Here is a 3970-nt window from a genome sequence, read left to right on the forward strand (position 1 = left end):
CTCTTATGAGGTACAAAGTTGAATCATCAAACTCTTGTAGTGCGGGCATACTATGGCTAACGCCACGCTGCGCTATCGACAAGCTCAGTACAAGTCTTGCCCGCTAGATATGTACCTCATAACACCGGGAAGTGCTGTATAAGGCTGCACAGAAACATGAAATCCATTAATTAATTTATCCCTCTTCATCTGCGTTTATCTGCGTTTATCTGCGTTCAATTGGATCATCTTTTTTGTGGAGTTCTCTAGTATTATTATAGCGGGCAAGATGCCCGCACTACCAATCACCAATTACCAATTACCAATCACCTATTCAGCCGTTTTATTAGCCGCACGATTAGCACGAGATTCGGCTGAAGCCATCACTTCTGCAAAGTTTTCCACAACTTCACCAGGGTGGTTTTCCAAGACTCTGGTAGAAATCGCCACTCGACCTTTACCTTCGTCTAAATCAATAATTACAGCTTTGATTGGTTGACCAATTTGAAAGACTTTGTCTAAAGATTCAATGAATTTTTGGCTAACTTGTTTGATGTGTAGTAAGGCGCTGACACCATTAAAATCTACAAATACACCAAAAGGTTTGATGCCGGTGATTTTTCCTTCGATTAATTGACCGATTTCTAATAAACTGAAGTTGCTAGAACGAGCCGCTAAACGTTGAGAAAGAACGAGTTTATTGGTTTCCCGATTAATTTCTAAAAAACCCACAGTGAGATTTTGACCTTTGAGTGCATCTAGGTTATCACGTTCAGAGATGTGCGATCGCGGAATAAAACCTCGTAAACCAAAAAGATCAACAGTGACACCACCTTTATTAACACCTGTTACCCGCACTTGAACAGTTTGGGAATTCTCTTGTATTTCTGCTAGTTTTTCCCAAATCTGCCGCATTTCCAATTGCTTACGGGAAATGGTAACTTGACCTTCAGCATCCTGATCCCGAATAATTAAAAACTCTAGTTCCTCATCCATCGGTAATATTTCCGACAAATCAGTTACTGCTCTCAAAGAAGCCTCCTCTTGGGGAAGAAACGCCGACGATTTACCACCAATGTCAACATAAGCACCGTCGTGGTCAACTTGGAATATTTTGCCACGAACAACTTGTCCTTTTTGAAATTGGTAATCGTGTTTTTCCAGTGCTTTGGCAAAATCGTCCATTGAAAAAGACGAATTGGCTGTTTGAGAAAGTTTAGATTCGGAATTCATGACGTTTGAAGATAAATTATTATTTGTCAGTGGTCAGTTGTCAGTAGGGGCAAAGCATTTGGAAGATAAATTATCGGTCATTGCCAAAAATAGTTCTCCAAATGCTTCGCCCGTACAGTTGTCAGTGGTCAGGACAATTGGCTAAAAAGTTGTTGGACTTGCACCCAAGCATCCGCCGCAGCTTTAGGATTATAACTGGCACGACGGTCACAAAAAAACCCATGATCAGATCCATCGTAGCGAAACAGCCGATGAGAAATGTTATATTTTGCAAATTCGGCGGCAATCTCTTCCACTTGTTCTGGAGGAATACTGGCATCTTCCGCACCAAAAAAGGTGTAGATAGTGCCTTTAATCTCTGATGTCCGCGTCACCGTGGGATTTACACCGCCAGGAGTCCGGGTAGTAATTCCCGCACCATAAAAGGACGCAGTGGCTTTAATATCAGTGAGAGTAGCAGCTAAATAGGCGACGTGACCACCAAAACAAAAGCCAATACAACCAAATCCATCTGGTTTGACTTGGGGTAAAGTTTTCAGGTAGTTAATAGCTGCTTGAATATCGCTTAAAAGTTCTGATGCTGTGGTTTGTGAGGCATAATTTCTACCTGTTTCCATCGCGTCGGCAGTATAACCAGTCTCAAATCCAGGGGCTTGACGCTGAAACAGTGCTGGAGCAATTGCTACATATCCCAGTTTAGCAATCCGTTCTGTGACATCCCGAATATGCACATTAACGCCAAAAATCTCTTGCAAAACCACAATTCCTGGATAAGAACCGGTTGCTGTTGGTTTAGCTAAATAAGCGGCGATTTGCAAATTATCTTCAGAAATTTGAATCGTTGAAGTGTTTATTGTTGGCTCTGTCATAATTAAGTTGGTAGTTAGGGAATAGGCGAGAATTAATAATATTTATTAGCCCTGTTGGCAGAGCGTTTCCGTAGGCTACTTTAGTTTAGGGCGGGTTATCTCAAGAACGAAATAGCCCTGTAAGTAAGTGGACGGCAGATAACCAAAATGTGTGAAGAAAAGTAAATAGGGCTTAAATCCTTTTTTCCCTGCCCCCTGCCTTGTCATAATGACAATTTTTAACGCCAACCTACTTCATTCATTCTGACTGTTGACTCCTAAATCGGTGTATTCTTCTGTGGTAATATTTTCCAAAGCAAACTAACTTATCAATCATATATTTAACAGGTAAATTATGGCCATTTGGATAAGTCTTATGGAGCAGGATGGGTAATGATTCAATTTCGTATTCAGCCAGATAGTGAAATTCCTGCATCTAATCAACTATTTAATCAAATCCGATTTGCGATCGCCTCTGGGCAATATACACCTGCATATAAACTGCCCAGTACCAGAGCTTTAGCAATGCAAACTGGATTACATCGCAATACCATTAGTAAAGTTTACCGCCAATTGGAGGAACAAGGATTTGTTGAAAGTCTAGCAGGTTCAGGAATCTATGTCCGCACCCAAGGTCATGAGGGTGGAAGTAAATCCCAGTCACCCATGCTTAAACAACATCCTGATGCTTATAAGGTAGTGCAACAAGCCCTAGATGAGTTACTTAGTCAAGGCTGTTCTCTCAATCAAGCCAGGGAACTATTTTTAGCGGAAGTGGACTGGCGTTTGCGTTGTAGTACCAGAGTATTAGTAGTAACCCCATCTCAAGATATTGGGGTTGGGGAATTAATGATTAATGAGTTGGAAGAATCCCTGCAAATCCCAGTCCAACTCGTAGCAATGGAAGAACTTATCAGCGTCCTCGACCAAACTACCTCAGCCACATTAGTCACCAGTCGTTATTTTATCGGAGAAGTGGAAGCGATCGCCTCACCAAAAGCTGTCCGGGTTATTCCTTTAGATATTCACGATTATAGCAAGGAACTCGCTGTAGTTAAAAGCCTAGCCAAATCTAGTTGTATCGGCATAGTTAGCCTTAGTCCTGGCATTCTCAGAGCCACAGAAGTCATTTTACACGGTTTACGCGGGGATGAATTATTGGTAATGACTGCCCAACCCAAGGATGCTTATAAACTACACGCTATCGTCAAACGCTCAGAAATTATCTTTTGTACGGATCAAGTCAGCTATTCTACCGCACAATCAGCTATGCAAACAGTCTTAGAAGACCTAATTCGTCCACCTAAACTCATTCGCTGTGAAAATTATATCGGCACACAGTCCATTAATTTATTAAAACGCGAACTGGGATTAATTTAATTTGTCAGTTGTCAGTTGTCAGTTGTTAGTTGTCAGTTGTTAGTAGGGGCGAAGCATTTGGAAGATAAATTATCGGTCATTGCCAAAAATAGTTCTCCAAATGCTTCGCCCGTACAGTTGTCAGTTGTCAGTTGTTAGTTGTCAGTTGTTAGTAGGGGCGAAGCATTTTGTACTCTTAAAACTGGGGTCTGTTTGACTTTGTGGATCTACTAAGGATTTCATATCCAATAATAAGTTTGGTAATTTTGTTTCTACCCCCTTACGTCCACTCCGGTCAAAACCATCAATTATCGGCTGACCACTCTCCAATTCCTGCATCCCTTTCCTGATGGTACGTCTATTCCAACCTAACTCTCGTTCTACTAAAGTCTGTCCACCTATTCCCAATGCTTTAACTACTTCTGCCATGAATTGTCTTCGATCGCTTCCCTTGAGTTTTTTGGCTGTTTTTATGTACAGATATTTTAGGTTCTCTGTTAGTTCAATGATAGATTTTGGACGCATTAGGTTAGCTGCACACTGAAATTATC

Annotated in this window: 4 protein-coding genes and 1 pseudogene; 2 read left to right on the forward strand and 3 right to left on the reverse strand. The window is 41.3% G+C overall.

All coding sequences use genetic code 11. The annotated features are described in order from the left end of the window. Nucleotides 1–309 precede the first annotated feature (309 nt). A complete protein-coding gene (locus PN450_RS13205; RefSeq protein ID WP_271836621.1) occupies nucleotides 310–1212 on the reverse strand; it encodes a S1 RNA-binding domain-containing protein in 903 nt (300 codons plus the stop codon). Nucleotides 1213–1340: 128 nt separating this feature from the next. Continuing rightward, the gene (locus PN450_RS13210; RefSeq protein ID WP_271836622.1) at nucleotides 1341–2081 is read right to left on the reverse strand and encodes a dienelactone hydrolase family protein; all 741 of its coding nucleotides are present in this window, start codon (nucleotides 2079–2081) and stop codon (nucleotides 1341–1343) included. Between the two features lie 372 nt (nucleotides 2082–2453). On the opposite strand from PN450_RS13210, the gene PN450_RS13215 reads away from it, so the two are divergent. Both PN450_RS13215 and PN450_RS13220 read left to right on the forward strand, forming a co-directional pair. Further along, nucleotides 2454–3440: a GntR family transcriptional regulator gene (locus PN450_RS13215; RefSeq protein ID WP_148762794.1), complete on the forward strand. Its 987-nt coding sequence runs from the start codon at nucleotides 2454–2456 to the stop codon at nucleotides 3438–3440. Between the two features lie 15 nt (nucleotides 3441–3455). Continuing rightward, entirely contained in the window at nucleotides 3456–3578 is a 123-nt protein-coding gene (locus PN450_RS13220) for a hypothetical protein (protein WP_267904337.1), read from the forward strand. Between the two features lie 21 nt (nucleotides 3579–3599). Here PN450_RS13220 and PN450_RS13225 read toward each other — a convergent pair. Continuing rightward, nucleotides 3600–3944: pseudogene (locus tag PN450_RS13225) on the reverse strand (ISAzo13 family transposase); the annotation flags it as partial. Nucleotides 3945–3970: the final 26 nt, after the last annotated feature.

Origin of the sequence: Dolichospermum lemmermannii CS-548 (assembly GCF_028330815.1) — a bacterium.
Classification (GTDB): domain Bacteria; phylum Cyanobacteriota; class Cyanobacteriia; order Cyanobacteriales; family Nostocaceae; genus Dolichospermum; species Dolichospermum lemmermannii.

Bases quoted from the DNA above. Each gene is read 5' to 3' on its own strand.
- PN450_RS13205 (WP_271836621.1), bottom strand. From the start codon at position 1,212: ATGAATTCCGAATCTAAACTTTCTCAAACAGCCAATTCGTCTTTTTCA.
- PN450_RS13210 (WP_271836622.1), bottom strand. From the start codon at position 2,081: ATGACAGAGCCAACAATAAACACTTCAACGATTCAAATTTCTGAAGAT.
- PN450_RS13215 (WP_148762794.1), top strand. From the start codon at position 2,454: ATGATTCAATTTCGTATTCAGCCAGATAGTGAAATTCCTGCATCTAAT.